The sequence below is a fragment of the Terrabacter ginsenosidimutans genome (genome assembly GCF_039539425.1).
In the GTDB taxonomy this organism is placed as follows: Bacteria; Actinomycetota; Actinomycetes; order Actinomycetales; family Dermatophilaceae; genus Terrabacter; species Terrabacter ginsenosidimutans.
This window is the reverse complement of record NZ_BAABDC010000003.1, coordinates 494,489-521,401: the sequence shown is the minus strand read 5'-3', so window position 1 is coordinate 521,401 and position 26,913 is coordinate 494,489. Positions and strand designations below refer to the sequence as shown.

The following is a 26,913-nucleotide window of genomic DNA, read 5'->3' as shown; positions in this document are numbered from 1 at the left end:
ACCCATCCGGACGACACCCCTCAGGAGCCGACATGCGCCGCCCGTCCCTCACCCACAGCGCCCTCGCCGCCATCGCCGTCACCGCGACCCTCGGCCTGACGGCGTGCGCCGGTGGCGGGGCCAGCGACAGCGTCGCGGCCGCCGGGACCGCCGCCGGTGGCGCCACGACGACCACCGTCAACCTCTATGCCTACGCCGTGCCGAAGGTCGGGTTCGACGTCGTCATCCCCGCCTTCCAGAGGACCGCAGCCGGCAAGGGCGTGCAGTTCCAGCAGAGCTACGGCGCGTCCGGCGACCAGAGCCGCAAGGTCGCCGCGGGGGCCGAGGCCGACTTCGTCAACTTCTCCGTCGAGCCCGACATCACCCGACTCGTCGACGCCGGGCTCGTCGATCCCAGCTGGAACGCCAACGAGCACAAGGGGATCCCCTTCGGCTCCGTCGTGACGATCGTCGTCCGCAAGGGCAACCCCAAGGGCATCAAGGACTGGGACGACCTGCTCAGGCCCGGCGTCGAGGTCGTCACGCCCAACCCCTTCTCGTCCGGCTCGGCCAAGTGGAACCTCCTCGCGCCGTATGCCGCGAAGAGCAACGGGGGCGCCGACAAGGCCGCCGGTCTCGCCTACGTGTCGGCGCTCGTCAAGGACCACGTCAAGGTCCAGCCGAAGTCCGGCCGTGAGGCGACCGAGACGTTCCTGCAGGGCAGCGGCGACGCGCTCCTCAGCTACGAGAACGAGGCCCTCTTCGTGGAGAAGAAGGGCGACCCGGTCGAGCACGTGACGCCGCCGACGACCTTCAAGATCGAGAACCCGGCGGCCGTGCTCAAGGGCACCAAGAGCCTCGCGGCTGCGACGGCGTTCGACGACTACCTCTACACGCCCGAGGCACAGAAGCTGCTCGCCGAGGCCGGTTTCCGCCCCGTCGACGAGACGGTCGCCAAGGACTACGCGTCGAAGTTCCCGACGCCGTCGAAGCTCTGGACGATCGCCGACCTCGGCGGCTGGAAGACGGTCGACAGCACGCTCTTCAAGAAGGACGTCGGTGACATCGCCAAGATCTACGACCAGGCGACGCAGTGACCACGGACACCGACCAGCACCGCAGGGGCCCGCGTCCGGAGACGGACGCGGCGCCCCTGCCGGCGCGTCCGGACACGACCGCGCCGGACGGCATACGACCAGGCGAGCGTCAGGACCAGCGGCGTGGACCGTGGACGCGACGTGGTGGCCTGCGTCGCCCGCTCGGCGTCGGCGTCGTCACGCTGTGGCTCAGCGTCATCGTGCTGCTGCCGCTCGCCGCGCTGACGGTCGCCGCGTTCGACGACGGACTCGCCGGCTTCTGGGAGGCAGTGACCGCGCCGACGGCCCTGGCGGCGCTCTGGGTCACCGTCCTCGTCTCGGCGGTCGTGGCCCTTCTCAACGCGGTCCTCGGCACGCTCGTCGCATGGGTGCTCGTCCGCGACGAGTTCCGCGGCAAGCGCGTCGTGAACGCCGTCATCGACCTCCCCTTCGCCCTGCCGACGATCGTCGCGAGCATCGTGCTGCTCGCGCTCTACGGCCCCAACAGCCCCATCGGTGTCGAGCTCAACGCGACGCGCTGGGGCCTCGTCGTCGCGCTGCTCTTCGTCACGCTGCCGTTCGTCGTGCGTTCGGTCCAGCCGGTGCTCATCGAGGCCGACCACGAGGTCGAGGAGGCCGCCGCCTCGCTCGGCGCCTCGGGCTGGACGACGTTCCGCCGGATCGTGCTGCCGACGCTGGCTCCGGCGATCCTCAGCGGCACCGGGCTCGCCTTCGCGCGCGCCATCGGCGAGTACGGCTCGGTGGTGCTCATCGGCGGCAACATCCCGCGCGAGACGCAGGTGGCGTCGCAGTACATCCAGCAGCAGATCGAGATCGACCGTCCGCAGGCCGCCGCCGCGGTCTCGGTCGCGCTGCTCGCCATCGCGTTCCTCACGCTGCTCGTGCTCCGGGTCGTGTCGAGCCGCACCCAGCGACGAGAGGAGCGTGACGCATGAGGGTCTCCCGCGGCACGCGCCTGTCGCTGCGCGTGCTCGCCCTCGGCTACCTCTTCTTCCTGCTCGCGGTGCCGATCGGCGTGATCCTCTGGCGCACCTTCGAGCCCGGTCTCTCGGAGTTCGTCGCGTCGATCTCGACCCCGGCCGCCAGGTCGGCCCTCAACCTGTCGCTGCTCATCGTCGCGATCACCGTGCCGATCAACGTCGTCTTCGGGGTCGCGACCGCGATCGCACTGGTGCGCGGGCGATTCCGCGGCCGCGGACTGCTGCAGGCCGTCGTCGACCTGCCTTTCGCGGTGTCGCCCATCGTCGTCGGTGTCTCGCTGATCATGCTGTGGGGCGCGGGCGGCTGGTTCGGAGCCGTCGACCGGTCCGGCTTCCAGGTCATCTTCGGCATTCCCGGCATGGTGCTCGCGACGATCTTCGTGACGCTGCCCTTCGTCGTGCGCGAGGTGGAGCCGGTGCTCCACGAGATCGGCACGGAGCAGGAGCAGGCCGCCTCGACCCTCGGCGCCGGCGGGTGGCAGACCTTCTGGCGCATCACCCTTCCGGCGATCCGGTGGGGCCTGAGCTACGGCGTCGTCCTGACCGTCGCGCGTGCGCTCGGTGAGTTCGGCGCGGTCATCATGGTCAGCTCGGGCTTCCCCGGCGTCTCGCAGACCCTGACGCTGCTCGTCCACTCGCGCTACATCGACGACCACAACACCTACGGCGCGTATGCCGCCGCCACCCTCCTCATGGGCATCGCGCTCGTCGTGCTGCTGCTCATGACCGTGCTCGACCGCAAGAGGAGCGACCGATGATCACCGTGAACAGCGCCCGGAAGAACTACGGCTCGTTCGCCGCGCTCGACGACGTGAGCCTCGACATCCCGAGCGGCTCGCTGACCGCGCTGCTGGGGCCGAGCGGGTCGGGCAAGTCGACGCTGCTGCGCTCCATCGCCGGGCTCGAGGGCCTGGACTCGGGGACCGTGACGATCCAGGGTCGCGACGTGACGGCCGAGCCGCCGCAGCGGCGCGGCATCGGCTTCGTCTTCCAGCACTACGCCGCGTTCAAGCACATGACGGTCCGCGACAACGTCGCCTTCGGGCTGACGATCCGCAAGCGGCCCAAGGCGGAGGCGAACAAGAAGGTCGACGAGCTGCTCGAGATCGTCGGACTCGAGGGCTTCCAGCACCGCTACCCGGCGCAGCTCTCCGGCGGGCAGCGTCAGCGCATGGCCCTGGCGCGTGCCCTCGCGGTCGACCCGCAGGTGCTGCTCCTCGACGAGCCGTTCGGAGCGCTCGACGCGAAGGTGCGCACCGACCTGCGCCAGTGGCTGCGACGGCTGCACGACGAGGTCCACGTGACGACGGTGCTCGTGACGCACGACCAGGAGGAGGCGCTCGACGTCGCCGACCGGATCGCGGTGCTCAACAAGGGCCGCATCGAGCAGGTCGGCGACCCGGTCACGCTCTACGAGCGCCCCGCCAACGACTTCGTCATGGGCTTCCTCGGATCGGTGTCTCGGCTCGGCGGCCAGCTCGTGCGGCCGCACGACATCGTGCTGGAGCGGGACCGCGCGACGGCCCTCGCGCTCGACGCCAAGATCGCCGACTCCCCCGGTGTCATCGACGCCGTCGTCGAACGCGTCGTGCCGCTCGGCTTCGAGGTGCGCGTCGACCTGCGCGCCGACTCCGGCGAGCGGTTCGCGGCCCAGATCACCCGGCGCGACGCAGCCGAGCTGCAGCTACGCGAGGGCGAGACGATCCACGCGCGCGCCGTCGCCCGGTCGAGCGTCGTCGAGCACGACCCCGCGCTCGCGATCTGAGCCGGAGCGTCCAGACCGCGGCACCCCCAAGGTGAGACACGACTCCCCCTCACGAGGGGCGACGGCCTAACCTATTGCGTGAAGCTTCCCTCGCCGCCACGCGGCGTGGGTGGGTGGCTCGGGAGACCGGGACACCCGAACGAACTGAGGCGGCGAGGGGACGACACCTCGCCGCCTCAGTCACACCCGCCCCACCCCGGTCGAGTGCCCACGTCCCGACGGGTCCCCGCCCGCCCACCGGTCGAGTGCCCAGTTCCCACGCCGAGAACTGGGCAGTCGACAAGGGGAAGGTCCGGGAAACAGCCTTTGGCGCGGTGGATCCATCGGGTGCGGCAGACTGCACGCGTGGACATCTCGGCACGAGTCGACTACGCGGTCCGCGCGATGCTCATCCTCGCCGAGGCGGACGCGGAGGGCTCGGGCCCGATCAGCATCGACAGCCTCGCGACCCGGCAGGAGCTGCCGCGCAAGTTCCTCGAGGCGATCTTCGCGGACCTGCGCCGCGGCAACCTCGTGCTGTCCCGCCGCGGCGCGCGCGGCGGCTATGTCCTGGGCCGCCCGCGCAACGAGATCAGCGTGGGAGACATCTTCCGTGCGGTGGACGGACCCCTCGCCGAGGTGCGCGGTCTGCGGCCGCACGAGACGGAGTACCACGGAGTCGCCACGCACCTGCCGAGCCTCTGGGTGGCGGTGCGCGCGAGCCTGCGCGAGGTGCTCGACGAGACCTCGATCGAGGACCTCCGCACCGGCGACCTGCCCAGCCGGGTGCGGCAGCTGCTCACGGCGCCGGACGCCTGGCAGAACCGCTGAGCACCGGTCGGCCCCACCCATGGGAGCCGCCTGATCACTCTGGGCCGGCGCGAGCACGCGCGACGGCGGGCTCGGGCCACAGCCCCACAGGCACCATGACGCGCACGTCGACGACCGAACCGTCCGACGAACAGCTCTGTGTCGCAGCCCCGTTCCCGCCGACCACCTGTCGTGCCGCCGCGCACGCACTCGCGGGTGACGCTTCGTCCTGGAGGGCCGAGGCGCCCGTCAGGGCGCCGAGGTCTGCGGCGAGTCGAGCTCGCTGGCTGGCGACGACGGCTGACGCGACGACCAGGGCACCGACCGTCAGCGCAAGGACCAGACCCACGAGGGACAGCACCAGCACGGTGGCCGCCCCGTCCTCCGGCGCTGACCGGGCTCGCCCGCTCACGAGGCCGACTCGACCGGAGTGACCGCGGACGCGGAGAGGTCCCACGCCGGCAACACACCCCATCCGCCCGTGCGCACCGAGACGGTGACGCGGACCGCGCCGCCGGCTCCGCCACCCGGTCCCCCGCCCGCGGCCCCGTCCACGCCGTCGACCTGGACGCTCGCCCCGTCCGGTGCCGCCGCCGCCGCGAGCGCCCTGACCCGCGCAGGATCATCTCCCCGCGCGGCTGCTCGGCTCGCGACGCGTGCCGCATCGACGCAGCGGATCTGGTCGACACCGGCCTTGGCAGCGACGAGGCACAGGGCCAGCACGAGCACGACGGACGGGATGGCGACGGCGAGCTCGGCCGTCACCATCCCGCGATCCCGATCTGGTGAGGACCGAGACCGGCATGACCTCACCCCGCGATCGCTACCAGGTGAGGGCCGAGGGCGGCGTGACCTCACCCCGCTATCCCCAGCGCGCTCTGGACGATTCCGGCCAGGGCGCTGCGCACGGCGTCGGACTTGACGACGCCGAGCAGCACCAGGGCGAAGGTGCAGGCGGCCATGATGCCGACGGCATACTCCGCCGTCGTCATCCCTCTGTCCGGGCGCGGCCGTGGCGCCACGAAATGGGTGAGCTTGCGGGTCAGTCGGTGAGTCATGCGAGTCTCCTTCTCTCCTCGCCCGGGCCGAAGTGCCCGGGAGGCTGTGGTCCTCGTGGGTCCGAGGGATGACGGGGGCTGGGCGGTCGCGGGCCGAGCGAGGTCGCCGGCCCCGTGGCTGTCGCAGCTGTCGTGGGGCTGGGGCGATCTCGCGGGCTGCTGTGGGCACCGGTGTCGAGCACCTCTGCCCCCGTTGCGTCGGGTCACCCGCTCATGAGGTCACCGGCCAGAGCGATGACGAGCGGGGCGACCGTGTTGAGGCAGAACGCCGGCAGGAGCACGAGCCCGAGTGGGGCGACGAGTCGCACCCCGACCTTGGCTGCCGAGATCTCCAGCCGTTCGAGCTCGGCCTCGCGCAGGTCGTCGGAGGCAGCGAGGAGCATGGCTCCCGGCGGCACACCCGCCTGATGGGCGATGGCGACGGCCCGTGCGGCAGGTGCCCACACGTGCCCGACCGATGCCCAGGCCTCTGCCTCGCTCGCTCCCCATCGGAGCGCGGTGGCGACCTGTCGCAGGTCCGTCGAAGCCCGGCCGGTGAGCCCTGCCGCGACGGCCTCGAGGACGTCCCACGTGGGCAGGCCCGAGCGGTAGGCCAGCGCCAGCAGGGCCAGCGCCGAGGAGACCTGGGCGTCGTCCGCCTCAGCCTGGTCATCCTGGCCACGGCGAAGGAACCGGAGGCCGCGCCCGCGGGTTGCCTCTCGCCCCTGCCCGTCTGGGCTGACTGGGCTGACTGGGCTGTCCTGCCGGCGGGCGGATGATGGTGGCGAGCTCGGCACGGTGTCAGCGCCACCAGTGCCCTCAGCGCCGACGTCGGGATGGGCGGCGGAGACCGAACCGCTCGATCCGTCGGCCTCGTGGCGCCCGCCGAGGAGCACGAGCACGGCTGCGGCTGCCAGACCGGCGGCGACGAGCCCAGCGAGCATCGAGCCCTGCGTGACCACGGCCAACGCGTCGGACGGGGCGTGGGACGGGGCGAGAGGGCTCATGGCCGCACCGCCCGGCGGACCATCCGCGTGCACCAGACCCGACCCGCCCACACGAGGACGAGACCGAGCGCGGCGCTGGCCGTCGCGACGGGTGACCCGAGGTAGAGCGTGGCCGGGTCGATGCCGCAGGCGAGCCCGAAGAGGGGACCTGTGAGCGGAAGCAGGGTGAGCACGGTGACCGTGGCGCGCGGGCCTGCGACGGCAACGGCGACCTTGCCGCGTCGGGCGCGGGCGTCGAGCAGGCCCCGGACAGCGCGGTCGACCGCCGAGGCCAGCGGCGCACCGGTGCTCTCGGAGAGGCGCCAGGCTGCGGCGACGAGGGCGAGCTCCGCGGACGCGCTTCGGTCGGCCCACGTCGCCCAGACCGGCGAGGTGGGCTCGGCGCGGTCGCTCACGTCGAGCAGGGCGCCGACGAGCTGGTCGATGTCGGCGCGCGCGGCTCGGAGATCGACACGGTTGCGGTCACCCCGCCGGCCCTGCCGGCGCGTCGACTCCCGCGCGAGGCGCACGCGTTCGACGCCGAGGGTGGAGGTCGCAGCCAGCTCGATGGCACGGGCCGGGGTCAGACCGGCACCGAGCGCCGGCCCGATCCCGCGCAGGAGGTCGAGCACGTCGTCGACGAGGTCACCCGGTCGACGCCGCAGGCGCCACTGCCGGTAGAGGTCGACCGGATCCTGCTGCCAGAGGCTCGAGGTGGCGCTGTCCGGGCCGACGTCACCACGCGCGCCGGGCGCCGAGCCCGAGCCGGCCTGGAGGACGTCGACGGGCCGAAGCCCCGCGATCGGCGACCGCGCCGACGTCCGCCGGGGCCACACCAGGACGGCGACTCCGAGAAGCACTGCCGCGACGGCCCCAGCGGCGCCGACGTTCGCCACGGCCATGTTCGCGGGGGCGCCGTCCGCCACACCCGGGCCCGCGACCCCCAAGGTCGCACCGACCGCGTCCGCGACGGCTGCGTTCGAGCAGACCCAGCTCACGACGGCCCCGTCCCACAGATCTGCTGTTCGCTCATGACGCGTCCGCCAGAGGGACCGACCCCGTGAGGTCCACATCCAGCCCGAGGCGTGCGGCCAGCGCCGTCCACCCGGCGGCGAACCGGGGCGCATGCCCGGGACCGTCCCACTCGAGCGCCGGCACGATGCAGGGGTTGCCGTCGCGCCGGAAGAGCGCCGCCACCGAGGCGACCCGGCGCAGGCCCCGGTCACGGGTCACATGGACGACGACGTCGATGGCCGCGGCCAGCTGGGCGCGGACCGCCTCAGGGGTCAGTCCGGCCAGGGCTCCCAGCGCCTCGAACCGGGCCACGACGTCGGCCGGCGCGTTGGCGTGCACCGTGCCGCACCCACCCTCGTGCCCGGTGTTCAGGGCGGCCAGGAGCTCTCGCACCTCGGCTCCGCGGACCTCTCCCACGACGATGCGGTCGGGACGCATGCGCAGGGCCTGGCGCACGAGCGTCGTCAAGGTGACCTCGCCGGCGCCCTCGACGTTGGCCGGCCTCGCCTCGAGTCGCACCAGGTGCGGGTGGTCGACCGTCAGCTCGCGGACGTCCTCGACGACGAGAAGGCGTTCGACAGGATCGCTGCACCCGAGCAGGGCGGCCAGCAGCGTGGTCTTGCCCGCGCCGGTGCCGCCGGAGACGACGAACGCGAGCTTCTGACCGACGAGCGCCCGGAGCACCGGCTCCCACTCGGTCGGCAGCATCTGCCGCGCGCACAGCTCGGACAGCGGCACGGGCTCGCTCGGTGGCACGCGGATGGTGATGTGCGGGCCGCCCTCGACGAGGGGCGGCAGCATCGCGTGGAGTCGGGCGCCCGAGGGAAGCTGCCCGTCCACCCAGGGACTTGCCTCATCGAGGCGTCGCCCGGCGATGCCGGCCAGGCGGACGGCCAGGCCACGGGCGTCGTCGGGGTCGAGCCGCTCCCCCACCATCTCCATGCCTCGGCCGCGGTCGACCCAGATGCGCCCGTCGCCGTTGACGGCGACGTCGGTGACCCCCGCCTCGGCCAACCACGGGTCGAGAGGTCCGGCGCCGAGCACCCGTGAGGCGAGCGCAGACCGCGTCTCGGCCACTCGGTGCGCTCCGAGGGCGCCGCGCTCCTGCTCGGCCACGGCCCCGACGGCGGCCCCGTCGGGCCCGACCCCGGCCCGGACGCGCTGCCACACGGCGGGGGTGAGGGTCCCGCCGGAGCGGGGCTCGGCGCTCATGCGGCGACGGCCTGGTCGGTGAGCCGCAGCAGCAGCTCGTCGGCAGCGCGCACCACCTCGCCGCGCCCGCGAGCGCCGGGTGGCAGACCCTCTGCGACCTCGGCGATGAGGCGCCGGTCGTCTCCGATGGTGGCGACGAGGGGGACGTCGAGGTCGTCCATGACGAGGTCCTCGAGGTCGGCCTCAACGCGGCGGCCACGCAGCACGACCCAGGGCTCGATCGGGAGCAGCGGTTCGGCCTCCCAAGGACGGCCCGCGTCGCGCAGCCGTCGCAGCAGCCCACGCGTGCCCGACACCACCGCAGAGGCGGCCGCGAGCTGGGGCACCTGGGTGCCGACCACCACCACGAGCGCGTCGATGAGGGACGCGACGGCGTCGAGCACGGCTGGGTCGCGGGGCAGGTCGAGGACGGTCAGGTCGTGCGCGTCGGCCAGCCCGGCCACGACGTCGGGCAGGGTGTCAAGCCACCCGTCGGACGTGCTGTCGGACGTGCTGTCGGATCTGCTGTCTGACGCGAGCCCGGACCCGCTGGCGGACCTCGGGTCCCAGCGCGCGTCGCGGCGCCCGGAGAGCACCGGCACGCCGCATGACACGGGCAGCTCGTCGGCCAGGCCTTGCCCGTCGACCACGCCGGCGACGTCAGCGAGCTCGGGCCAGCGCCAGCCCGGCTCCTGCTCCAGGCCGAACACGACGTCCAGGCAGCCGGCGAGCGGGTCGAGGTCGACGGCCACGACCGCGCGCCCTGCTGCGGCGGCGCGGACGGCCACGGCGGCCGCGAGGGTCGAGGAGCCGACCCCACCGGAGGTCGGCACGAAGGCGATGACGTTTCCCATGCGCCCCACCGTCGTGCACCCACGCAGGCCCGCCCAGCGGCCTACGCCCGTCGGTGGACAGACGCGGTGGGCGCCGGGGAGGTGTGGACAACGCGCCCGTAGCCCCCGGAACCGGAGCCGACGTGCCCGGAAAATAGTGGTGGCCCTCGTCCGGGGGAAGACGAAGGCCACCTCACGAGACTGGCGCCGGGGGGGAGGAGCCAGATCGCGTCGGTGCTCGACCCCTGAGGGGAGCACCACCAACAATGTTGGGCCTTCTGACCCCGGATTGCAAACCGGGATGTCACGACACGCGGTGATTTCTCGCGCTATGTCACGACACGGCAAATTCGTTGGGAACGGGCCTCGCGACGGGACATTTTCGCATACAGGGCGGAGGCCCCCCGACCAGATGGTCGGGGGGCCTCCAGAGAAGTTCCGGGCTACCAGGCGTGCATTCTCAAAGTGTCGCCCCGGTTGTGCGCCCGGGGGTGGACGGTTCCAAGTGAACTGCTCTCGCGTGGGTACTCGGCCTCTTCTCGAGACTTCTGTCCTACGTGGATCCGGATCTACGCCTCTCGGCGATGTGGTTCCTGAGTCCGTTCTACTCCAGACCCGCGGCCCGGCGACACCCCCCACCTGCCCGGCCGACCAAGAAACTGTCCACCCCCGTGGACATCCCGCACGAATCGCCACATCGGGCGTCCAGCCGAGGTTCAGGTGAGACGGCCCGCCCGCACCGCGTCGCTGATCCGCTGGCCTTCGGCGGCCCCGCGGACGATCGCCTCGCCGGCCTGGGACAGCCAGAGACCCACGCCCGCGGCGCCACCACTTGCGTATGCCGTGAGCGCACCGAGGTAGGCCGGCCCACCGTTTCCGACGTGGCCGGCCTCCGGGACGGCGACGCCGGTGGGGTCCAGTCCGAGTGCCTGGACGAGAGCGCGCTCCATGGCGCGCGCGACGAGGCCGTTGCCGTGGACGAAGGGGCGGACGGCTGCGATCTCGGCGTGGACGAGGGCGGCCACGACGGCGGCCGGGACGCGGTTGCTGCCGGCCGCGGCGACGATGACGTCGGACAGGGAGGCGAGGCGGGCGGCGACGACGGTGGGTGGGGGCGCCGCGCCGAGGTCGACGAGCTCGGTGCAGTCCTCGTCGCCGGTGCGAGGGCGTCCCAGCGCGTCACCACGGACGACGGGTGAGGCGGCCGCGACGTGCAGCCGCGCCAGGGCCTGGAGCGGGGCGGTGCGCACGAGCGAGACGACCCGCTCGCTCTCTGCCGTCGCTGCGACGGCGCCCTTGAGCGTGCGCAGCCCGGGGTCGAGGTCCTCGGGCCAGTCGCGGGCGCCGCTCATCAGCTCGCGCACGACGTCGACGGGGAACTCCGCGCCGTCGAGGGCCGCGCTGGCCTGCGCGCCCCGGACCCGCGACTCGGCGGCCGCCTCGGGGATGCGGCGGCGCAGCGCCTCGTGGAACCGCAGCTGCGTGCAGGCCTGGCGGGCGGCGTCGGCGCGCTCGCGCACGTCGGGCAGGTCGGTCAGGGCGACGAGCTGGTCGATCAGGGCGGTCTGCTGGGTCGGACGCGTCGGGTCTGGCACGCCCTTCAGCCTAGGGTCGCCCGCGGGGTCGCCCGGCCTGCCACGATGAGATGGTGGCCACGTCGGAGGTGCTCGCCTGGCTGCTGGCCGGTGATGCGGCGGTGGCCTATGTCGCGACGCGCGACCTGCTGGGGCGGGACGACCCGGAGCTCCAGGCACGGATCGCGACCGAGGGGGCCGGTGCGGCGATCCTGGCGGCGCGCGGCGCGAACGGTCATTGGGGCCGCGGTTTCTACCAGCCGAAGTGGACCTCGAGCCACTACACGCTGTTGCAGCTGCGCGGGATGGGCCTGTCCCGCACCCACCCTGCGGCGGTGGCCACCGTGCAGCTGATCCTCGAGACCGAGAAGGCCACTGACGGCGGAGTCAGCCCGTCTCCCCCGTCGAAGCCGAGCGATGCCTGCGTCAACGGCATGGCGCTGGGCTACGCGAGCTGGTTCGGCGCCGCGGAGGACGAGCTGCGCAGCGTCGTCGACTTCCTGCTGCGTGAGCGGGTCGTCGACGGCGGGTTCAACTGCCGTCACAACCGTCCCGGCGCCCGGGTCACGCACTCCTCCGTGCACACCACCGTCTGCGTCATGGAGGGCATCACGGACTACGTGAGGTCGGGGGCGCACTACCGCCGCGACGAGCTGGAGGAGGCGTATGCGTCGTCGGCGGAGTTCCTCCTGCGGCACCGGCTCCTGCGGAGCGAGACCACTGGGGAGGTCATCAGCCCGGACTTCACGCGACTGCACGTCCCGGCGCGTTGGCACTACGACATCCTCCGGGGGCTGGATTCCCTTGCTGCGGGGAACGTTCCACGTGACGACCGCATGGGCGAGGCCCTGGCGCTGCTGCGCAGGCGGCGGCGCCCCGACGGACGGTGGAACGCGAACCGCGCCTACCCCGGCGTGACCCATGTGCCCGACGACCCTGCCGGGCAGCCGAGCCGGTGGGTGACGGCGATCGCCGAGCGCGTCCTCGTCGCGTACCCTGAGTGACATGAGTTCGACCGTCGCACCGATCCGCGCGTGGTGGCTGCCCAGCTGAGGCGGCCCGTCGAACCAACCCGAGATCCGGAGCCGCCCACGGGCGGCTTCTCGCATGTCCCCTGGCGACAGGGCGTGCGACCAGGTCTCTCCCGTGGGCCTCCACCACGACAGGAGAGACCACATGAGCACCACCACCCCCACCGCCATCACCACCAGCACCGCCGTCACGACGGCGCCGGTGACCACACCGTCGGCCGCGACCGTGCACGACGACGAGTGCGGCACGTATGCCGTGGCCCGTGACCGCAGTGCCGTCCTCGACGCGCTCATCGACGAGCACGCCGCCGAGGACCCGGCGCGGTTCCGGATGCTGACCGGCGACCGACCGACTGGGCCGCTCCACATCGGCCACTACCTCGCCAGCCTGCGCAACCGGGTCCGGTTGCAGGACAAGGGAGTCGAGACCTTCGTCGTCATCGCTGACTTTCAGGTGATCACCGACCGCGACTCCGTCGGCGAGATCGGCGCCAACGTGCGGGGTCTCGTGCTGGACTACCTCGCCGCGGGCCTCGACCCGGAGCGGACGACGATCTTCACCCACAGCGCCGTGCCGGCACTCAATCAGCTGATGCTGCCCTTCCTGTCGCTCGTCACCGACGCCGAGCTGAGGCGCAACCCCACGGTGAAGGACGAGCTGACCCTCTCCGACGGGCGGCCGCTGTCCGGGCTGTTGCTGACCTACCCGGTGCACCAGGCTGCCGACATCCTCTTCTGCCACAGCCGGATCGTGCCGGTCGGTCGCGACCAGCTGCCCCACCTCGAACTGACCCGCGCCGTCGCGCGACGCTTCAACAGCAGGTATGCCGCGGGGCACAGCGTGTTCCCCGAGCCGGAGGCCCTGCTCAGCGAGGTCCCGCTGCTGCTCGGCACGGACGGGACGAAGATGAGCAAGAGCAAGGGCAACGTCATCAACCTGCGCGACACCGCTGACGAGACGGCCGACCGCATCCGTGCAGCGCGGACGGACTCCGAGCGCCGAATCACGTTCGACCCCAACGGTCGTCCCGCCGTCGCCAACCTGCTGACCATCGCGGGCCTCCTCCTCGAGGAGGCACCGGAGTCGGTCGCCGAACGCATCGGGGACGGCGGCGCGCAGGCCCTCAAGCGCGTCGTCACCGACGCGGTCAACGAGTCGCTGGCGGGGCACCGGGCCCGCCGGGCCGACCTCGCCCGCGACCCGGCATACGTCACCTCGGTGCTCCACGAGGGGAACGCCCGGGCCAACGACGTCGCGGACCGCACGCTCGCGACGGTGCGTGCGGTGATGGGGATGAGCTACTGAGCGGAAGGACCCGTGAGCGACCAGCGTCGCACCCGAGATCGCTTGCGGGAGCGACGGTTTCGCGCCTCGGCCGCGAGGTCGGTCCTGCGCATGCCCTCCTCGTCGAGCCGGAGCCCCTCCTCCGGGTCGGGCGCCGTGCCGCCGCGGGAGGCCGGCAGCCACCAGCGGTCGGCGTCGTCGCGCGGCTGGTCGGGGTGGGTCGCGATGGCCTCGCCGAGCAGCGTGTCCAGCCGATCACGCAGCTGCTCCGTGACGGCATACGGGTCGGCGTCGGGCGCGGGGGTGAGCGGCTCGCCGACGACGATCGTGACGGCGGCGCCGCGACGCAGGCTGAAGCGACCACCGACGGTGAGGAGGCGCTGGCTGCCCCAGACGGCGACCGGGACGAGCGGCACGGTGCACCAGGTCGCGACGGCCGCGGCACCCGGCCGGAAGGGCCGCAGCTCCCACGAGTGCGAGATGGTCGCCTCGGGGAAGATCCCGACGACCTCGCCGGCACCCGCCCGCGCGACGGCGTGCCGCAGGGCGACCTCACCGTGCGCCCGGTCGACGGCCACGTGTCCCATGGCGCGCATGGCGTGGCCGACGACGGGTGGGGTGAAGACGCCCTGCTTGGCGAGGAACCGCACGAAGCGCCCCTGCTCGCGACCGACGAGCCCGACGAAGAGGAAGTCGAGGAAGCCCACGTGGTTGCTGGCCAGCACCGCTCCCCCTGTGCTCGGCAGGTGCTCGGCGCCGCGCACGTCGATGCGCAGCCCGAGCCCTGCGAAGACTCCGAGCGCAGCACGGATGACGAGGCTGTAGGTCCGGTCGGTCACACCCCATCTTCGTCACAGCCGTGCCGTTCGGATGGCCCGCTCACTCCGAGCCGTGGGTCTCCTCACGGATGGTGTCGGCGACGATCTGCTCGTCCGTCGGGCCCGAGCGTCGCAGCGAGGACGTCGTCGGCAGCGGGTGGTCGGCGCTCTGGCGCAGCCCGCGCACGCCGTCGTCGATGACGAACTCGGCGCGCGTGAAGGCCTCGGCCCCCGGCGTCGTGACGGCCGGGACGCAGCGGAACCTGGCCGTTAGCTCGGACGGCGTGATGGTCGTCGAGACGTAGCCGCGCAGGTTGGTCCAGAAGCGCAGGTTGGGGTTCCACGCCGCCCACGGGTGCTGCCCGGTCGGGCTGTCGTAGCCGTTGCCGCCGGAGGTGATGGAGCTCGTGACGAGCTCGGAGCCGACGACGTCACCGGGGTTGTCGTAGTCGAGGTAGAGGTCCGAGGCCCAGTGCGCGTGGACGTCGCCCGTGAGCACGACCGGGTTCCGCACGCCGGCGTCGACCCAGCCCTGGGTGACCCTCTGCCGGGACGCCGGGTAGCCGTCCCACGCGTCCATCGAGGCCGTCGTCGCAGCAGTCGGGTTGTTGTCGCGCCGGCCGAAGAAGACCTGCTGGCCGAGCAGGTCCCAGCGCGCCGTCGAGGCCCGGAAGCCGTCGAGCAGCCACTGCTCCTGCGCCGTGCCGGGCAGCGAGCGCGCCGGGTCGGCGGCGTCCGGGCAGTCCTTGTAGCCGTCGCCACACGCCTGGTCGGAGCGGTACTGGCGTGTGTCGAGCATGTGGAAGTTCGCGAGGCGCCCCCACTGGACGCGGCGGTACAGGTCGAGGTTCGGCCCGTCGGGCACCGACGAGCGTCGCAGCGGCATGTTCTCGTAGTAGGCGCGGTAGGCGGCGGCGCGACGGGCGAGGAAGGTCGGCGTCTCGGCGACCTTCTCGGGGATGTCGCCGGCGTAGTTGTTGTCGACCTCGTGGTCGTCCCACACGGCGAGCCATGGCGCGGCCGCGTGCGCGGCCTGCAGGTCGGGGTCGCTCTTGTACTGCGCGTAGCGCTGGCGGTAGCCGGCGAGAGTCGTCGTCTCGGGGCCGGCGTGGTTGCGTCCGACACCGTTCCCACCGCCCTCGTACTGGTAGTCGCCGAGGTGCAGGATGAGGTCGGGCCGCTCCTCGGCGAGGCGCCCGTAGGCCGTGAAGTAGCCGGCGGGGAAGTTCGAGCACGAGACGAACGCCATGGCGAGCGCCGACGGCATCTCGAGCGCGCTCGGCGCGGTGACGGCGCGACCCGCGGCGGAGAGATGCCTGCCGAGGCGGAAGCGGTAGAAGTACTCGCAGCCGGGGAGCAGGCCGGTGACCTCGACGTGCACCGCGTGCGCCCAACCGGGCTGCGCCGCAACGGCTCCCGCCTTGACGACGTCGGCGAAACGGTCGTCCGTCGCGACCTGCCAGTTCAGCTGGTAGGTCGTGGACGGCATACCCCCGAGGCCGTCGGCGGCGAGCGGGTCGAGGCCGAGGCGGGTCCAGATGACGAATCCGTCGGGCTCGGGGTCGCCGCTCGCGACACCGAGGGTGAACGGGTCGGCGACCGGGATGACGGCGGCAGCGCTGGGGCGGCTGTCGACGACGAGGCCGGCCCCGGCGAGGGCGACGGTGCCGGTGGCGAGGCCGCCGCGCAGAATCGTGCGGCGAGAGGGCTGGGTGAGGGGCTGGGTGATGGGCTGATCGTGAGTCGTGTCCATGTCGTCCACATTCGTCACTCGGTGAGCGACGCGGCCCACCACCAGGGGAACCTCAGGTGAAGCGTTGGGGGCACCCGGCACACGTCAGCTGGCCGTGAGGGGCCCTCCGGGGGCGTATGCCGTCTGCCCGCCTGCGACGTGCCCGACGTGCCCGCCGTGCCTGACCGCTCATCCTCAATGCGTGACCGCTCGCCGGGCTACTGACCGGTAGCGATGAGACCCACCTCACTCCGCCCTTGATGCGCGAACTAGCCTGCGTTTGAGTTGTGCCAACCACGTTGCCGGCGTTCGAGTACGCGGGTGGCGCGACCGCACCACCGTCGATGCGAAAGGGTGACACCGTGAGCGAAGAGCCGCTCGAGAACCTCGTCCACGAGGGACAGACCTTCCCGCCGCCGCCCGAGTTCGTCGCGCAGGCGAACGGCACGGCCGACCTGTTCGACCAGGCCGAGGCCGACCCGGAGGGCTTCTGGGCCGAGCAGGCCCGCACCTACCTGACGTGGAGCACGCCGTTCACCCAGTCGCTCGACTGGAGCAACCCGCCCTTCGCGAAGTGGTTCGCCGACGGCGAGCTCAACGCGTGCGTCAACGCCGTCGACCGCCACGTCGAGGCCGGCCGGGGTGACAAGGTCGCGATCCACTTCGTCGGTGAGCCGGAGGGCGACACCCGCGACATCACCTACTCCGACCTGCACGCGGAGGTGCAGCGCGCCGCCAACGCGCTCGCCGACCTCGGCGTCGGCAAGGGCGACACGGTCGCGATCTACCTGCCGATGATCCCCGAGGCCGCGGTGGCGATGCTCGCCTGCGCCCGTCTCGGAGCCCCGCACTCGGTCGTCTTCGGCGGCTTCTCCGCCGAGGCGCTGCACTCGCGCATCAACGACGCCGAGGCGAAGGTCGTCATCACGTCCGACGGTGGCTACCGCCGCGGCGCGCCCTCGGCGCTCAAGCCCGCGGTCGACGCGGCCCTCGACCACGGCGACACCTCGGTCGAGCACGTCCTCGTCGTCAGGCGCACCGGCCAGGACACGGCGTGGAACGACCGCGACGTCTGGTGGCACGAGGCGCTCGAGCAGGCCGCCCCGACGCACGAGGCCCAGGCGTTCGAGGCCGAGCACCCGCTCTTCATCCTCTACACCTCGGGCACTACGGGGAAGCCGAAGGGCATCTTCCACACGACGGGCGGCTACCTGACCCAGGCGGCCTACACCAACGCCGTCGTCCACGACGTCCACCGCGACACCGACGTCTACTGGTGCACCGCAGACATCGGCTGGGTCACCGGGCACTCCTACATCGTCTACGGGCCGCTCACCAACGGCGTCACGCAGGTGATGTACGAGGGCACGCCCGACACCCCGCACCAGGGCCGCTGGTGGGAGATCGTGCAGGACTACAAGGTCACCATCCTCTACACGGCCCCGACCGCGGTGCGCACCTTCATGAAGTGGGGCGCCGACATCCCGGCGAAGTTCGACATGAGCTCGCTGCGGCTGCTCGGCTCGGTCGGCGAGCCGATCAACCCCGAGGCGTGGCTCTGGTATCACAAGCACATCGGCGGCGGTCGCGCCCCGATCGTCGACACGTGGTGGCAGACCGAGACCGGCGCGATCATGATCAGCCCGCTGCCGGGTGTCACGACGCTCGAGCCCGGCTCGGCGCAGCGGCCGATCCCCGGCATCAGCGCCGAGATCCTCGACGACGAGGGCAAGCCGTTCACGACGCCCGAGCAGGTCGGCTACCTCGTGCTGACCAAGCCGTGGCCGTCGATGCTGCGTGGCATCTGGGGCGACCCGGAGCGCTACAAGGAGACCTACTGGTCGCGGTTCGGCGAGAAGTACTACTTCGCCGGCGACGGTGCGAAGTACGACGCCAACGGCAACATCTGGCTGCTCGGCCGCGTCGACGACGTCATGAACGTCTCGGGCCACCGCCTGTCGACGGCCGAGATCGAGTCGGCGCTCGTGTCGCACCCGAAGGTCGCCGAGGCCGCGGTCGTCGGAGCCAACGACGAGACGACCGGCCAGGCTGTGTGCGCCTTCGTCATCCTGCGCCAGGAGTTCGTCGAGGAGGCCGACGAGCCGGGCGAGGGCAAGGACCTCGTCCAGGAGCTGCGCAACCACGTGGCCCGGGAGATCGGCCCGATCGCGAAGCCGCGCTCGATCATGATCGTCAGCGAGCTGCCCAAGACCCGCTCCGGCAAGATCATGCGCCGCCTGCTGCGCGACGTCGCGGAGGGCCGCGAGGTTGGCGACGTCACGACGCTGGCCGACAGCTCGGTCATGGACCTCATCAAGACGGGCATGTCGAGCAGCTGACCCCCTCACCTTCCCGCGCGGTCCTGACCGTCCGAGCACGTATGCCGCCCGCCTCCCCCTCGTGGAGAGGCGGGCGGCGTGCGTGGCGCGCCCACCGGTTCGGCACACCGCGCGCGGCCCGCGCGCGGCGCACACGCCGCCCGCGGCGGACATGCCGGTGACCCCACCGTGCGCGGCGGGGTGCGGGGCGCCGCAGCTAGAGGTGCCAGGTGACGCCGGTCGCAGCGACGGTGGCGGTCAGGCCGCGCTGGTGGACGACGATGTGGTGCCGGCCGCAGAGGAGGGCGCCGTTGCGCAGGTCAGTGGGCCCGCCATGGAGCCAGTGCGTGACGTGATGGGCCTGGCACCACATGGGCGGGACGGTGCAGCCGGGATAGCTGCACCCGTGGTCGCGGGCCGCGAGCGCCCGACGCTGCGCTGGAGTGAAGAGACGCCGGGTGTAGCCGAGGTCGAGGACCTCGGACTGGGCGCCGAGGACCATGGGCACGATGCCGGCCTCACAGGCGAGGCGCCGCACCGCCGACGGTGAGAGTGCTGCGTCGGTGTCGAGCATCCCCACGCCGCGCAGGGCGTCCATGAGCGCCTCGAGGGACATCGTAACCACGAGAGTGGTCCGTGGAGAGCGGGTGACCCCTTCTGGAGCGGCGACCCCGCGACCGATGATCTCGAGCAGGGCGTCGGCCCGGCGCGTGGCCGCGGCGCGCAGATCCACCGGGCGGGCCGCGCCCGCGCAGGGGTCCTCGGACTCCACTTCCCCTTCGCGGCTCTCCCTGCTCGGCCGGGTCCCCGCCTTCTCGGCTCGACTCGCGTCCGACCCGGAGCCCGACGCAAAGCCCGACCCCGAGCCCGGCCCGGAGCCCGACCCGGAGCCCGACCCAGCGCCCGACGCGGACTCTGGAGGAAGGTCCGCCGCGAGGTCGGGGCGCGGCCGCGACAGGCGGTCGATGGCTGCCTCGACGATGGCGGCGCCCTCGGGGTCGAGGCGCAGCTCGAAGACGGTGAACCCGGCACACGAGCGGACCTTGCGGAAGGAGCGTCCCAGCCGCAGCCCGGCCTCCTCGGACTCGCGCTCGGCCGGCGGCTTGAGGGTGGCGCGGGCGTGCGCGATGAGCCTTCCGAGCTCACGTGCGGTGAGGACGTCACTGGCCTCGATCATCGACGTGATGATCGCGTCGAGGTGCTCGGGGTCGGCGATACGGGCGACGTCGTCGTGGAAGCGGATGATCGCGGCCGCATGCCCGACGGGGATCTCCGACGCCGCGACCCGGGCTGCCAGCGCGGCCCACCGAGGCTCGTTCATCGCGGCACCGACCCGCGTCACGGCCGCAGCCCCTGGCCCGTCGAGCCCGCCGCCGCTGCCGTGGCCCGCGAGTCCGGCCCCGGCCTGCAGGCGCAGCCAGTCGGTCCGCGACAGCCCCTCATCGGCACCGAGGCCACGCGCGTCCGCCTCACGCGCGAGCACCGCGGTGAGCGACTGGCTCAGCTCGCGCACGGCCTGCGCCTGACCGATGACCTCTCCGACCTCTCCCTCGGGCAGCGACCACGTGGGGAAGTCCCGCGTCAGCTCGCGCAGCGTCTGGGCCATGGAGCGCAGCACGTCGACGAGGCTCTTGGCCGGGGCGACGGTGGGTGCTGTGCTCATGACAACCACGATAGAGTCGGCCACTGACAATGCACTACTTCGTCACACACGCCGATCGAGGAGCCAGATGCCCGACCCAACTCGCGGAGCCGACCGCACCAAGGTCCTGTCCGTCCGCTTCACCGCCGAGGAGTTCGACGCCCTGTCCGAGCGGGCCGCCGAGGTGGGCGTCGGCCCGTCGACGCTCGCCCGCACCTTCGTGCGCCAGGCGCTCGCCGAGCTGACGGCGAGCACGCCGGCCCCCGCCCCGGCCGCCTCCAGGGACTCCGCCCTCGAGGCCCGCCTCGAGGAGCTCCTCGCAGCGGACCTGGTGGCCCGCGTCGAGGCGCTCGAGAGGCGGACGGCCGAGGACTGAGCCGGGGCGCGCGAAGACGCACACGGCATACGCCAGCCGTTGGCCGGCCGGACACGGAAAGGCGCCGCCCACCCTAGGGAAGGTGGACGGCGCCGGTCCGTCATGACGTCGCCGGAGCGACCATCACTTCTTGGTGATGCGGATCTGCAGGGCCTCGATGCGCAGCGACAGGCCTGTCGTGCCCGCCGTCGCCCCGTTGGACACCCAGCTCATCCACCCCTTGTTCTGCACCTGCACGCGGTAGCTGATGTTGTAGCTCGTGGCGAGGTTGCCGGTGAGCTTCAGCTGGATCGCCTCCATCCGGAGCGAGCGACCTACCGTGCCGATGATGGCGCCGGGTGCCTGGTAGCCCATCCAGCCGAGGTTCTGCACGTGGGCGTTGCCGATGACCGAGCCCGTCGTCGTCGTGTTGGTGTCGGTGATCTTCAGCGCCTCTGCGCGCAGCGACTTGCCGACGGTGCCGGCCATCTGGCCGGTCGACACGAGCGGCTGCCAGCCGATGCTCTGCACCTGCGCCTGGTAGCGGAGCACCGGGACGTTCGAGCCGTAGTTGTGCGCGAGGAAGCTCGCCCGCTGCGTCGCCCACGTCTTGAGCAGGGCCACCTCGGCCGCCCATGTCGTCTTGATGGGCGTGTGCCCGCCGTTGAAGGCGATGACGGACGTCTTGCCGAGGATGTTCGGCCACACGACGAAGTTGTGGGCCGCCGACTGCGCGAGGGCCGTCTGGTAGCCGTCGATCTTCGAGGGCACGGCGTTGACCATGGGCTTGAGCGTCTCGTAGGTCGAGTTGGCCTGCGCGGCGAACGCCTGGTTGCGGAAGAGCTGCGTCCACCAGTCGAACTGGCCGTTGCCGGTGATGGTCAGGAGCTCGTTCTTGACGTAGTCCTCGGTGGGGTTGCCGCCGCGGTTCGTGCTCGCGTAGTTGCCGAGCGAGATGTCGTAGTCCCACACCGGACCGGCGTGCAGCTTGTCGCTGGGACCGTCCTTGTAGAAGAAGACGCTCGAGGACGAGACGTCCGGGTTCTCGACGAACTCCGAGATGAAGTAGTACTTGATGAAGGAGTCGACGTCGATGAGCGCGCTGATCTTGGCCCAGTCAGGGCTGGGCGCATAGAGCAGACCTTCGACGGTGTTGATCGTGTTCTTCGCATCGTTCCAACCCGCCAGGGTGTCCGCGTCGAGCACCACGCCCGGGTCGTTCTTGAAGCCGACGTACGAGTCCTTGAGCACGAAGATCGACCTGCTCTTGGCGGTCGTGAAGTGGAACGGGTCGGCGGAGCCGTAGTGGTTGTCCATCTCGAGCAGCACGCCCTGCGTGTTGGTGAGCGCCACGTGGTTGTCCGGCTTCAACGGGTCGAACTTCGTGACGGTGACCTTGTCGGTCAGCAGGTAGGAGCCGAGGTCCTTGCCGTCGACGACGAGGTCGACGAAGCGCGAGTCGGGCGTGGCGAACATGCCGAACTGGCGGGCGAGGTCGAGTGTCGCCTTGTTGCGCATCAGCGAGGCGTCTGCACGGTTGGCGATGAGGATCCACGTCTTGCCCGGCAGCATGCCGAGCACGGCGGTCTTCTTGTCGAACTTCAGCTGGTAGGACTTCTTGTCCAGCGTCCAGGTGAAGTTGCCGTGGCCCTTGATGGTCGGGCAGCCGACCCCGTCCGGTGCGGCGTCGGTCGGCAGCGTCGTGCACTTGACCGTTTGCGTCGGGTTGGTGCCGTCGGCGATGTCGACCTGGCTGGCGACGGGAATGTCCTTGTTGGCATGGATGTAGCTCAGTGAGTCCTTCGCGGGCAGGTCGGTCAGCGTCACGTAGACGGTCGGGATGTTCGTGACCGTCGCCGGAGGCGTGGGCACCACCGCAGAAGCGGCTACGGCAGGTGCGACCAGGGCCAGCGTCGCGAAGAGCGAGAGGCTCGCAATTCGTAGGTTTCTCATGGAGAAAGAATGCAGCGGACAACCTTCTCCGAGACGTTTTTGGAAATTGTCGATCAATTAATCCTGACTACATTTCCGGACATTGAGCATATGCCGTATTAATCAGGCACCTTTCTGAATGATTGCTGAATGCATGATGATTGAAAAGTTCGCGAATTGCGGTATACGGGCCCTCGTGAGCGGCATGTGGCATGACTCACACCGGCAGCACGGCCCCGCCCGGAATGCCCGACCAGTCGTGATAGTTGGTTGAACCGTGAAGCAACTTCGTATCGTCGTGTCCAGCACCCGCCCCGGCCGCATCGGCCCGAAGGTTGCCGAGTGGGTCGCCGCCCAAGCGCCCGCGAGCGAGTGGGAGGTCGAGCTGCTCGACCTGTCCTCGCTGCCGTTCTTCGACGAGGAGGACATGCCGCGCAACGGCAACTACGCCAAGCCGCACACCAAGGACTGGGCCTCGAAGGTCTTCGAGTCCGATGCGATCGTCGTCGTCACGCCGCAGTACAACCGCAGCTTCCCGGCCCCCATCAAGAACGCCATCGACTACCTCTTCGCCGAGTGGGACGCCAAGCCCATCGCGCTCGTGGGCTACGGCTGGAGCGGCGCGAGCGACGCCACCGCCGACCTCACGAAGGTCCTCCAGCACGTCAAGGCGGACGTCGTCGGCGCGACCGGCCTCGTCTTCACCCAGGACGTCTCCCCCGCCGGTGAGCTCGACGTCACCGACGAGCGCCGCGCCGAGCTGGGCGCGCTCCTCGAGGCGCTGGCCGCCAAGGTCGACGAGCCCGTCGGCGCCACGGCCTGACCCGTCGGTACAGCTGACGAGGGCGTATGCCGTGTGCCTGGCTGCCGCGGTCCTCGCCGGGTGTGCGCGCTCGCCAGCAAAGAAGCTGGTCCTCCTTCACGAAAGCCAGTTGCGCCGCCCACCTGACGGCCCCTCCGAGTGGGCGTCGCTAGCAGCTGGCGGTGGTGGTGTGGGTGCTGGAGAGATAGGTGATGCTGCCGTGGGCAAAGAGGTTGCGGCGGCCGTCGCTGATGGCGTATTCGTCGGTGGTGGGAAAGCCGAGGCACGATCTCTGGTAGCCCATTGACGCGTACCTCGTGCGAATCCCGCCGTAGACGAGGTGCGCGCCGGTCGTGCCGGAGTAGAAGATGCTCCGTCCGCCGGTGAAGTGGGCATATGCCCCACCGGTCACCGCGGTGACATCGGTCGTCGGCAGCCCGTACCGGTCAGGCCCGCCGGTCGCGAGGTACTTGGTCAGGATCGAGCCGCTGACGAGGCGCGCTCCCGTGGTCGACGACCAGTAGATCCGGGCCTTCGTGAAGTACGTGGCCAGCCCTGCAGTCACCACGATCTCATCCGTGGTGGGGAACCCGCGGACCGCCGGCCCCCCCGCGGCGAGGTACTTGGTCAGGATCCCGCCCTTCACCAGGTGCGCGCCCGTCGTGCCGGAGTAGAAGATGCTCCGTCCGCCGGTGAAGTAGGCATATGCCCCACCGGTCACCGCGGTGACATCGGTCGTCGGCAGCCCGTACCGGTCGGGCCCGCCGGTCGCGAGGTACTTGGTCAGGATCGAGCCGCTGACGAGGCGCGCTCCCGTGGTCGACGACCAGTAGATCCGGGCCTTGGTGAAGGAGACCGCCAGACCTGCGGTCACGGCCACCTGGTCGGTGGTGGGGAAGCCGTGGACCGCCGGTCCCCCGGCGGCGAGGTACTTGGTCAGGATCGCGCCGTGCGCCTCGTGGGCGCCGGTAGCAGCAGTCCAGTACAGGCGGCCGCCCATGTAGTTGCGGGCCCGACCCCCGGCGATGTCGTACTCGGGCGTGGTGGGGCTCCCCAGGAAGGAGGAGCTTCCCCCCGCCGCGGCGTACTTGGTGTCGATCGCGGTGGTGTAGCGGGTGCTGAGGGTGAGGTCAGCGTTGGGCATGGTGGTGGCGTGTGCGGCCGTGCCCCCGTCGCTCCAGCTACGGAACGACCAGTAGGTGGAGGTCACCGGGGCGGCGAGTTCCACACTGGAGCCGGCCACCACCCGGGCTGAGGCTGCAGTCACCCCGTTGATGTTCACGGCCACGGGGCTGTTCACCGCGATGGTGCGCAGTGTGGGCTTGGCTTCATACGTCGTGGTCGCGGCGGCGCCCTTGGAGTCCACGACGCGGGCGGTCACCAGCATGGTCGTGTCCGCGCCGTGGTCGGTGAACGGCTTGCTGTAGGTCGGGCCGGCCACCGGCTCGGCGTCTGGGTGCAGGTGGCAGCTGCCGGCGAAGGGGCAGTGCAGCAGGCTCGTGTCCCAGCTGACCGTCAGCGGACCGTCTTCGGCGTCGGTAGCGGTCGCCGACAGTGCGACGGTGTCACCCACCGCATAGGTGGTCGGCGGGTCCGGGGCAGTGAGGGTGAGCTCTGGGGTGTGGTTGTCGGGATAGATCGTGGCAGTCGCGGTGTTCGCGGCCCCGAGCTGGTCACGGACGGACAGGGTCACCGTCATGGGGTCCGCGGTTGCGTACGCGTGGGCCACGGTCAGCCCGGTCACGGTCGTGCCGTCCCCCAGGTCCCAGCTGTAGGTGAGCGCGTCACCATCGAGGTCGTAGGAGTCTGCCGCCGAGAAGGTGACGGTCCTGGTGGCAGCGTCGGTGGTCGAGCTGAACGTGGCCACGGGGGCACGGTTGCCGGCCCGGTAGACCAGACGCCGGACCGTGCCACCGATGAGGTCGGCGTAGGTCACGTCGCCGTTGGGGCCGGTGTGGAAGGCGACTGGGCCGCCGGCCTCGGTGGCGAAGCCGGCGGCCTCGGGCGCCCGCGTCATGGCGCCAGCGGTGTCGGTTGCCAGGGTCCAGAGGTCGTGGCGGGCATAGTCGCCGAAGAAGAAGGAATTGCGGTACTGACTCGGGTAGGACGTGCCCGTGTAGTGGACTCCGCCCACCACCGCGGCGCCCGCCTGCACACCCGACTCGTCGTGCCGGTAGGACCAGATCGGCATCCGCGCCGAGCCTGCGGCGTAGAGCGCCTGGCAGACGCTGTAGGTCGAGAACGTGGTGCGGGCCGGGCCCTCGTAGCACGGCCAGCCCCCGTTGGCTCCCGGCACCAAGGTGTCGACCTCCTCGGTGGTGCTCCAGCCCACGTCACCCAGGTGCGGCACCCCCGAGCGGGGGTCGGGGGCGAAGCGGAACGGGTTACGGAAACCGTAGGCGTAGATCATGCTCCGCCACGACGATGGAGCAGCGGAGGAGTAGAAGGGGTTGCTGGGGGCGCCCCTCCCGTCCGGCGTGAGGTGCAGCACCTTGCCGTACGGCTGGTTGAGGTCCTGTGCGCGCAGCGTCATGGGGTCGCCGTTGTTGAGCGCGTCATCCCCGATGCTGACGAACAACGTGTCGTCGGGGGCCACCACGACGGAGTCGATACCGTGAACGCGCTGGAGCTGGGCCAGCTGCGGCGAGGTCTGACTGCCGTCGACGAGAGTCCTGACTCGGGTGAAGCTGGTGGGACTGTCTGCGGGGAGCGCTTTCCACTCCTCCACCATCCCGAACCCGGTGCCGGCCGGATCGCCCTTGTCGTACGACACGAAGACCCGGCCTGTGGACCCGTAGTCGTTGGCCGGCGCGAAGCCCAGGAAGCCATGGTCGCCGAGTGCCCTCACGGACGGCACCTGACCCACCACGCGGGCCGCTGTCCCGCCGGGTGGCAGGAAGGTGATCGTGCCGTTCTTGCCGCTGGTGAGTAGACCGCCATCGTCCAGCCACGCGAAGTTCGTGAGGTTGTAGGCCGACTGTCCCGTGGGGTAGTCCACGAGCTGGAAGCCGGCCGGCAGCGTCAACGCAGCAGTCGATGCCGCCAAGGGGCCGACGCCGCCACTGTTGGCGGCCGAAATGACAGAGGCCGCGTTCGCGGCGCCGACCCTGGCCCCAGCCCCGATGGCCAGGATCGTGATGGTGGCAGCCGTTGCGGTCAAGATCCGACGTATGGGCACGGTGGTGGCTCCTCCCCTGCGGTCGCCGACGCCTACGCCCCCGTGGGTCGACCTGCTCAAGGTAAAAGCCCCGTAAAAACCATGTCTCATAAATGGAAAGAAAGCGTTTTATTTTGACAAGGATTGGTAATGAATGCCCTATATGTGCAGCCGCGGCATTGATGGGGAACGTTCTCAAGCACCACAACCGGGCCTTGAGCAGCTCTGTCTGCGGTGCGTCACCGTGTGCGCGTCCGGACAGGCGCGCCCGCGGTGCTTTTGTCCGAACCGGACCGATCAGGCCCTTTCGGCTGTCACCATCTGCGCAGGTGCAGGCGAACGACAGGGGCGCAGGATGAGGCAGTCGGGTCGACGACCATCCGGACGGGTGGGACGACCGAGGGCGTATGCCGTGTGCCTGGCGGCCGCTCTCCTCGCCGGGTGCGGACACGTGTCCGCACTCGAGCCCGCGTCACCGCAGGTCACCACCTTTGCAGCGGTCGTCGCGGCTGATGGGACTATGCCCTCGAGCAAGGCCCCGAACCCCTCTGTGCCGGTTGGCATGACCTTGAGGCGTCATACGTGGGGCGGCATGT

23 protein-coding genes are annotated in these 26,913 nt (G+C 71.2%); 10 read left to right on the top strand and 13 right to left on the bottom strand.

Annotation, left to right across the window (positions count from 1 at the left end):
- The first annotated feature begins 32 nt into the window (after positions 1 to 32).
- The 5 genes from ABD831_RS12695 to ABD831_RS12675 all read left to right on the top strand — a co-directional run bounded on the left by ABD831_RS12695 (position 33) and on the right by ABD831_RS12675 (position 4,631).
- Positions 33 to 1,076, top strand: coding sequence for a sulfate ABC transporter substrate-binding protein (locus ABD831_RS12695; protein WP_344946822.1), 1,044 nt, complete (start codon positions 33 to 35; stop codon positions 1,074 to 1,076).
- Positions 1,073 to 2,011, top strand: a complete 939-nt coding sequence (gene cysT / locus ABD831_RS12690; RefSeq protein WP_344946818.1) for a sulfate ABC transporter permease subunit CysT — start codon at positions 1,073 to 1,075, stop codon at positions 2,009 to 2,011. The genes ABD831_RS12695 and cysT overlap by 4 nt, the downstream gene beginning before the upstream one ends.
- On the top strand, positions 2,008 to 2,814 hold the full coding sequence (gene cysW, locus ABD831_RS12685) for a sulfate ABC transporter permease subunit CysW (protein ID WP_344946815.1): 807 nt from the start codon (positions 2,008 to 2,010) through the stop codon (positions 2,812 to 2,814). Before cysT ends, cysW begins: the two co-directional genes overlap by 4 nt.
- Entirely contained in the window at positions 2,811 to 3,821 is a 1,011-nt protein-coding gene (locus ABD831_RS12680; RefSeq protein WP_344946811.1) for a sulfate/molybdate ABC transporter ATP-binding protein, read from the top strand. The genes cysW and ABD831_RS12680 overlap by 4 nt, the downstream gene beginning before the upstream one ends.
- 345 nt (positions 3,822 to 4,166) lie before the next feature.
- A complete protein-coding gene (locus ABD831_RS12675) occupies positions 4,167 to 4,631 on the top strand; it encodes an RrF2 family transcriptional regulator (protein WP_344946808.1) in 465 nt (154 codons plus the stop codon).
- Positions 4,632 to 4,665: 34 nt separating this feature from the next.
- On the opposite strand, the gene ABD831_RS12670 is transcribed toward ABD831_RS12675, so the two are convergent.
- The 8 genes from ABD831_RS12670 to ABD831_RS12635 form a co-directional block, all read right to left on the bottom strand.
- On the bottom strand, positions 4,666 to 5,022 hold the full coding sequence (locus ABD831_RS12670; protein ID WP_344946804.1) for an Rv3654c family TadE-like protein: 357 nt from the start codon (positions 5,020 to 5,022) through the stop codon (positions 4,666 to 4,668).
- Positions 5,019 to 5,378, bottom strand: a complete 360-nt coding sequence (locus ABD831_RS12665; RefSeq protein ID WP_344946801.1) for a TadE family type IV pilus minor pilin — start codon at positions 5,376 to 5,378, stop codon at positions 5,019 to 5,021. The genes ABD831_RS12670 and ABD831_RS12665 overlap by 4 nt, the downstream gene beginning before the upstream one ends.
- An 86-nt stretch (positions 5,379 to 5,464) precedes the next feature.
- Positions 5,465 to 5,668, bottom strand: coding sequence for a DUF4244 domain-containing protein (locus ABD831_RS12660; protein WP_344946798.1), 204 nt, complete (start codon positions 5,666 to 5,668; stop codon positions 5,465 to 5,467).
- A gap of 203 nt (positions 5,669 to 5,871) precedes the next feature.
- The gene (locus ABD831_RS12655; protein ID WP_344946795.1) at positions 5,872 to 6,654 is read right to left on the bottom strand and encodes a type II secretion system F family protein; all 783 of its coding nucleotides are present in this window, start codon (positions 6,652 to 6,654) and stop codon (positions 5,872 to 5,874) included.
- On the bottom strand, positions 6,651 to 7,631 hold the full coding sequence (locus tag ABD831_RS12650) for a hypothetical protein (RefSeq protein WP_344946792.1): 981 nt from the start codon (positions 7,629 to 7,631) through the stop codon (positions 6,651 to 6,653). The genes ABD831_RS12655 and ABD831_RS12650 overlap by 4 nt, the downstream gene beginning before the upstream one ends.
- Positions 7,632 to 7,662: 31 nt before the next feature.
- Positions 7,663 to 8,859 (bottom strand): TadA family conjugal transfer-associated ATPase, encoded by a 1,197-nt coding sequence (locus ABD831_RS12645; protein WP_344946789.1) that lies wholly within the window; start codon positions 8,857 to 8,859, stop codon positions 7,663 to 7,665.
- A complete protein-coding gene (locus tag ABD831_RS12640; protein ID WP_344946786.1) occupies positions 8,856 to 9,692 on the bottom strand; it encodes a nucleotide-binding protein in 837 nt (278 codons plus the stop codon). The genes ABD831_RS12645 and ABD831_RS12640 overlap by 4 nt, the downstream gene beginning before the upstream one ends.
- Before the next feature lie 695 nt (positions 9,693 to 10,387).
- Positions 10,388 to 11,266, bottom strand: a complete 879-nt coding sequence (locus ABD831_RS12635) for a Fic family protein (protein WP_344946783.1) — start codon at positions 11,264 to 11,266, stop codon at positions 10,388 to 10,390.
- Between the two features lie 53 nt (positions 11,267 to 11,319).
- Between ABD831_RS12635 and ABD831_RS12630 the strand changes: the two genes are divergently transcribed.
- Both ABD831_RS12630 and trpS read left to right on the top strand, forming a co-directional pair.
- Positions 11,320 to 12,249, top strand: coding sequence for a hypothetical protein (locus tag ABD831_RS12630; protein WP_344946780.1), 930 nt, complete (start codon positions 11,320 to 11,322; stop codon positions 12,247 to 12,249).
- Positions 12,250 to 12,421: 172 nt separating this feature from the next.
- Positions 12,422 to 13,582, top strand: a complete 1,161-nt coding sequence (trpS, locus tag ABD831_RS12625; RefSeq protein ID WP_344946777.1) for a tryptophan--tRNA ligase — start codon at positions 12,422 to 12,424, stop codon at positions 13,580 to 13,582.
- Here trpS and ABD831_RS12620 read toward each other — a convergent pair.
- Positions 13,576 to 14,400 (bottom strand): lysophospholipid acyltransferase family protein, encoded by an 825-nt coding sequence (locus ABD831_RS12620; RefSeq protein WP_344946774.1) that lies wholly within the window; start codon positions 14,398 to 14,400, stop codon positions 13,576 to 13,578. The two genes, trpS and ABD831_RS12620, sit on opposite strands and share 7 nt — an antisense overlap.
- 40 nt (positions 14,401 to 14,440) lie before the next feature.
- Positions 14,441 to 16,132, bottom strand: a complete 1,692-nt coding sequence (locus ABD831_RS12615; RefSeq protein WP_344946771.1) for an alkaline phosphatase D family protein — start codon at positions 16,130 to 16,132, stop codon at positions 14,441 to 14,443.
- Between the two features lie 323 nt (positions 16,133 to 16,455).
- Here ABD831_RS12615 and acs point away from each other — a divergent pair, with 323 nt between their 5' ends.
- The gene (acs, locus tag ABD831_RS12610; RefSeq protein WP_425582819.1) at positions 16,456 to 18,450 is read left to right on the top strand and encodes an acetate--CoA ligase; all 1,995 of its coding nucleotides are present in this window, start codon (positions 16,456 to 16,458) and stop codon (positions 18,448 to 18,450) included.
- A 196-nt stretch (positions 18,451 to 18,646) separates the two neighbouring features.
- Here the strand turns inward: acs and ABD831_RS12605 are convergent, their stop codons facing one another.
- A complete protein-coding gene (locus ABD831_RS12605; RefSeq protein WP_344946764.1) occupies positions 18,647 to 20,092 on the bottom strand; it encodes an HNH endonuclease signature motif containing protein in 1,446 nt (481 codons plus the stop codon).
- A gap of 67 nt (positions 20,093 to 20,159) precedes the next feature.
- Between ABD831_RS12605 and ABD831_RS12600 the strand changes: the two genes are divergently transcribed.
- Positions 20,160 to 20,447: a hypothetical protein gene (locus tag ABD831_RS12600; RefSeq protein WP_344946761.1), complete on the top strand. Its 288-nt coding sequence runs from the start codon at positions 20,160 to 20,162 to the stop codon at positions 20,445 to 20,447.
- A 123-nt stretch (positions 20,448 to 20,570) separates the two neighbouring features.
- On the opposite strand, the gene ABD831_RS12595 is transcribed toward ABD831_RS12600, so the two are convergent.
- Positions 20,571 to 22,379 (bottom strand): CotH kinase family protein, encoded by a 1,809-nt coding sequence (locus tag ABD831_RS12595; protein WP_344946758.1) that lies wholly within the window; start codon positions 22,377 to 22,379, stop codon positions 20,571 to 20,573.
- A gap of 256 nt (positions 22,380 to 22,635) precedes the next feature.
- Between ABD831_RS12595 and ABD831_RS12590 the strand changes: the two genes are divergently transcribed.
- Positions 22,636 to 23,181: an NADPH-dependent FMN reductase gene (locus tag ABD831_RS12590; protein ID WP_344946755.1), complete on the top strand. Its 546-nt coding sequence runs from the start codon at positions 22,636 to 22,638 to the stop codon at positions 23,179 to 23,181.
- Positions 23,182 to 23,329: 148 nt separating this feature from the next.
- Here the strand turns inward: ABD831_RS12590 and ABD831_RS12585 are convergent, their stop codons facing one another.
- Positions 23,330 to 26,185: a PQQ-dependent sugar dehydrogenase gene (locus ABD831_RS12585; RefSeq protein WP_344946752.1), complete on the bottom strand. Its 2,856-nt coding sequence runs from the start codon at positions 26,183 to 26,185 to the stop codon at positions 23,330 to 23,332.
- Positions 26,186 to 26,913 lie beyond the last annotated feature (728 nt).

Excerpts from the sequence above, each read along its gene's own strand:
- ABD831_RS12665 (WP_344946801.1), bottom strand. The coding sequence starts at position 5,378 with ATGGTGACGGCCGAGCTCGCCGTCGCCATCCCGTCCGTCGTGCTCGTG.
- ABD831_RS12645 (WP_344946789.1), bottom strand. The coding sequence starts at position 8,859 with ATGAGCGCCGAGCCCCGCTCCGGCGGGACCCTCACCCCCGCCGTGTGG.
- cysW (WP_344946815.1), top strand. The coding sequence starts at position 2,008 with ATGAGGGTCTCCCGCGGCACGCGCCTGTCGCTGCGCGTGCTCGCCCTC.
- trpS (WP_344946777.1), top strand. The coding sequence starts at position 12,422 with ATGAGCACCACCACCCCCACCGCCATCACCACCAGCACCGCCGTCACG.
- ABD831_RS12605 (WP_344946764.1), bottom strand. The coding sequence starts at position 20,092 with ATGAGCACAGCACCCACCGTCGCCCCGGCCAAGAGCCTCGTCGACGTG.
- ABD831_RS12595 (WP_344946758.1), bottom strand. The coding sequence starts at position 22,379 with ATGAGAAACCTACGAATTGCGAGCCTCTCGCTCTTCGCGACGCTGGCC.
- ABD831_RS12680 (WP_344946811.1), top strand. The coding sequence starts at position 2,811 with ATGATCACCGTGAACAGCGCCCGGAAGAACTACGGCTCGTTCGCCGCG.
- ABD831_RS12600 (WP_344946761.1), top strand. The coding sequence starts at position 20,160 with ATGCCCGACCCAACTCGCGGAGCCGACCGCACCAAGGTCCTGTCCGTC.
- ABD831_RS12640 (WP_344946786.1), bottom strand. The coding sequence starts at position 9,692 with ATGGGAAACGTCATCGCCTTCGTGCCGACCTCCGGTGGGGTCGGCTCC.
- acs (WP_425582819.1), top strand. The coding sequence starts at position 16,456 with ATGCGAAAGGGTGACACCGTGAGCGAAGAGCCGCTCGAGAACCTCGTC.
- ABD831_RS12695 (WP_344946822.1), top strand. The coding sequence starts at position 33 with ATGCGCCGCCCGTCCCTCACCCACAGCGCCCTCGCCGCCATCGCCGTC.
- ABD831_RS12655 (WP_344946795.1), bottom strand. The coding sequence starts at position 6,654 with ATGAGCCCTCTCGCCCCGTCCCACGCCCCGTCCGACGCGTTGGCCGTG.
- ABD831_RS12615 (WP_344946771.1), bottom strand. The coding sequence starts at position 16,132 with ATGGACACGACTCACGATCAGCCCATCACCCAGCCCCTCACCCAGCCC.
- ABD831_RS12660 (WP_344946798.1), bottom strand. The coding sequence starts at position 5,668 with ATGACTCACCGACTGACCCGCAAGCTCACCCATTTCGTGGCGCCACGG.